The 3,138-nt window shown below is 75.0% G+C and carries 4 protein-coding genes; 3 read left to right on the forward strand and 1 reads right to left on the reverse strand.

Annotation, left to right across the window (positions count from 1 at the left end):
- Positions 1-261 precede the first annotated feature (261 nt).
- Positions 262-681, forward strand: coding sequence for a YciI family protein (locus ACIWVC_RS28365; RefSeq protein ID WP_396452335.1), 420 nt, complete (start codon positions 262-264; stop codon positions 679-681).
- 12 nt (positions 682-693) lie between these two features.
- Positions 694-1,974 (forward strand): RNA polymerase sigma factor, encoded by a 1,281-nt coding sequence (locus tag ACIWVC_RS28370; protein ID WP_396452333.1) that lies wholly within the window; start codon positions 694-696, stop codon positions 1,972-1,974.
- Positions 1,975-2,052: 78 nt separating this feature from the next.
- Here ACIWVC_RS28370 and ACIWVC_RS28375 read toward each other — a convergent pair whose 3' ends face one another.
- Entirely contained in the window at positions 2,053-2,439 is a 387-nt protein-coding gene (locus ACIWVC_RS28375) for a YybH family protein (protein ID WP_396452331.1), read from the reverse strand.
- 134 nt (positions 2,440-2,573) lie between these two features.
- Here ACIWVC_RS28375 and ACIWVC_RS28380 point away from each other — a divergent pair, with 134 nt between their 5' ends.
- Positions 2,574-3,026, forward strand: a complete 453-nt coding sequence (locus ACIWVC_RS28380; protein WP_396452329.1) for an acyl-CoA thioesterase — start codon at positions 2,574-2,576, stop codon at positions 3,024-3,026.
- Positions 3,027-3,138 lie beyond the last annotated feature (112 nt).

A 3,138-nucleotide genomic window follows, 5' to 3' on the forward strand; every position in this document is an offset into this window, starting at 1 on the left:
CGCCGGGCGCCTCGCCGGACGAGCCGCCGGGTGCGTCCCCGGGTGCGTCGCCGGGCGTCTGCGGCATTCCCGCACGGTAACGGCCCCGCATCCCCCATTCCGGTCATCCCGCCCGCCCCGGGGTGGAGCCTTTGCCGAGGTTTCAGCCGCGCGAAAAGATCTCCGGCAGAATTTTCGGCGCGCGTGTTGATCCGGGGCGCGCTCGTTCGACCTAGGGGTGCGAGGCTCCGGAAGGGGAGCCCGGGACGAGGGAGGACGACGATGAAGTACATGCTGATCTGGCGCGCGACCGACGAGGCCTACGCGGGGATGGCCGGCGCCGACTTCACCGAGATGATCGAGAAGGTGGGCCGCTTCAACCAGGAGATGATCCAGGCCGGGGTGCTGCTGGCCGCCGAGGGCCTGGACGACGCCTCCGAGGGCGTGGTCGTCGACCACTCCGCCGAGCCCCCGGTGGTCACCGACGGCCCCTACGGTGAGACCAAGGAGCTGTTCGGCGGCTTCTACATCCTCGGCGTGGCGTCCAAGCAGGAGGCGGTCGAGTGGGCCAAGCGGGCCCCGATCACCGGCCCGGGGTTCAAGACCGAGATCCGGCGGGTCACCACGATCGACGAGTTCCCGCAGGACAACGAGTGGATCCAGAAGGAGCGGGCGTGGCGCGAGGCCACCGGGCAGCTGTGACGGGAGCGGCGGATGGCCGGCCGGAGCGCGCGTGAGACCGTCGCCGCCGTGTGGCGGATCGAGTCGGCGCGGATCGTCGGCGGCCTCGCCCGCTACACCGGCGACTTCGCGCTGGCCGAGGACCTCGCGCAGGAGGCGCTGGCGGAGGCGCTGGTGACGTGGCCGCGCGACGGGGTGCCCCGCAACCCGGCGGGGTGGCTGCTGACGGTGGGGCGGCGGCGCGCGATCGACGCGTTCCGCCGCCGGTCGGCCCGCGACGAGCGGTACGCCGCCCTGGCCCGCGGGCTGGGCGAGGGCGGCGCTGCGCCGGGGGCCGTCCCGGCCGCCGCCGGGGACGGGGACGTGCTGTGGGACCCCGACCGCATCGACGACGACGTGCTGGCGCTGATGTTCATCTCCTGCCATCCGGTGCTGGCGCGGGAGGCGCGGGTGGCGCTGACGCTGCGCGTGGTCGGCGGCCTGACCAGCGACGAGATCGCCAGCGCGTTCCTGGTCCCGACCGCCACGGTGCAGGCGCGCATCACCCGGGCGAAGAAGACGCTGGGCGCGGCGCGGGTGCCGTTCGAGGCGCCGCCGGCCGCCGAGCGGGCGGAACGGCTCGGGTCGGTGCTCAGCGTGATCTACCTGATCTTCACCGAGGGGTCGTCGGCCAGTTCCGGCGACGTGCTGATCCGGCGGGACCTGGCGGGCGAGGCGCAGCGGCTGGCGCGGGTGCTGTCGCGGCTGGTGCCGGACGAGCCGGAGGCGCACGGGCTGCTGGCGCTGCTGGAGCTGACCGCGGCGCGGTTCCCGGCCCGCACCGGCCCCGACGGGGAGCCGGTGCTGCTGGAGGACCAGGACCGCACCCGGTGGGACCGGTCGGCGATCGGGCGGGGCCGCGCCGCGCTGGCCCGCGCGGAGAAGGCGGGCCGGGGCCTGGGCGCCTATGGGCTGCAGGCGGCGATCGCCGAGTGCCACGCCGTCGCCCCGTCGGCCGCCGAGACCGACTGGGACCGCATCGTGGTGCTGTACGAGGCGCTGGGCCGGCTGGCGCCGTCCCCGGTGGTGGACCTGAACCGGGCGGTGGCGGTGTCGATGGCGCGGGGCCCGGCGGCGGCGCTGCCGGTCGTGGACGCGCTGGCGGCGGCGGGGGCGCTGGCGGGCTCGCACCTGCTGCCGACCGTCCGCGGGGAGCTGCTCACCCGCCTGGGGCGCCCCGCCGAGGCGCGCGCGGAGCTGGAGCGGGCGGCGGGCCTGTGCCGCAACGAGCGGGAGCGGACGGTGCTGGAACGCAAGATCGCCGCGCTCCCCTGACCTGCGCTCCCCTGACCTGTGCTCGCCGTGCCCGTCCGGCTGTGCTCGCCCGGCTCGGGGCCGGCGGGGGGGCGCCGCTCAGGCGGGGCCGCCGCCGGCCGGCGGGACGAACTCGGGCTGGTCCAGGACGCGCAGCCAGCTGCCGTCGGGCTGGCGTCGGACGACCTGGGCGCGGGCACCCGCCCCGTCCCTGGGCGGGGTGGAGGTGAGCGCCAGGTCGCCGCTGATCAGCGTGGGCAGCGGCTCCTCCGGCTCGAAGCGGGGGCGGGCGGCCAGCACCTTCTCCCACAGCGCGCGGATGGCGTCGCGCCCGACGGTCTGCGAGCCCGGCGGGTAGGCCAGGACCGCGTCGGGCTCGTAGAGGGCGGCGACGCCGGCCGCGTCGCCGGCGTTGGAGCGCTCGACGAACAGCCGCGTGATGTCCTCGGGCCGCATGGCCTTCTCGTATTCCCGGTGTCCGCTCATGGTGTCCTCCCTCTCTCGGTCTCACTTCCCATCCTGCGCACCGCGGATGGAGAAGTCCAAGAGATAGATGTTCTCCCCACCAGAAGCAGTTCTTATGGCAGGCGGGTGTCGGGGGATGCGGCAGGATGCCCGGTATGGGTGATGTGTTCACGCATCGGCTTCGGGTGCGGTACAGCGAGTGCGATCAGCAGGGCGTGGTGTTCAACGGCCACTACCTGTTCCTCTACGACGTGGCGCTGACGGAGATGTGGCGGGCGCTGATCGGCGAGTACGGCGAGATGGTGGACGACGGCTACGACCTGGTGGTCGCCGAGGCGCGGATCCGATTCCGGGAGGGCGCGCGGTTCGACGAGCTGCTGGAGGTGTCGATGCCGCTGGCGCACCTGGGCACGACGAGCATGATCGTGCGCCCGGTGTTCCGGGTGGGCGAGCGGCTCATCGCCGACGGTGAGGTGCGGCACGTGTTCATCGACCCGGCGACCAAGGCCAAGCGCGAGATGCCGGCGCAGGTCCGCGCGCTGCTGGAGCCGCACCTGCTCGCCGCGGACACCGGCCCCGGCGCCCCCGCGCCCGCACCGAGCGCGTAGCGGTCCGCCCCGCGATGCGAACGCGCCCCCGTGCCCGGACCGCCGGGGGCCGTCCGGGGCTCAGCCGCCGCCGCGCTCGAGTTCCGCACCGCCCGCCGCACCGCCCGCCGCA

Source organism: Actinomadura sp., from assembly GCF_044508335.1.
GTDB lineage: Bacteria > Actinomycetota > Actinomycetes > Streptosporangiales > Streptosporangiaceae > Spirillospora.

Excerpts from the sequence above, each read along its gene's own strand:
- ACIWVC_RS28365 (WP_396452335.1), top strand. The coding sequence starts at position 262 with ATGAAGTACATGCTGATCTGGCGCGCGACCGACGAGGCCTACGCGGGG.
- ACIWVC_RS28370 (WP_396452333.1), top strand. The coding sequence starts at position 694 with ATGGCCGGCCGGAGCGCGCGTGAGACCGTCGCCGCCGTGTGGCGGATC.
- ACIWVC_RS28375 (WP_396452331.1), bottom strand. The coding sequence starts at position 2,439 with ATGAGCGGACACCGGGAATACGAGAAGGCCATGCGGCCCGAGGACATC.
- ACIWVC_RS28380 (WP_396452329.1), top strand. The coding sequence starts at position 2,574 with ATGGGTGATGTGTTCACGCATCGGCTTCGGGTGCGGTACAGCGAGTGC.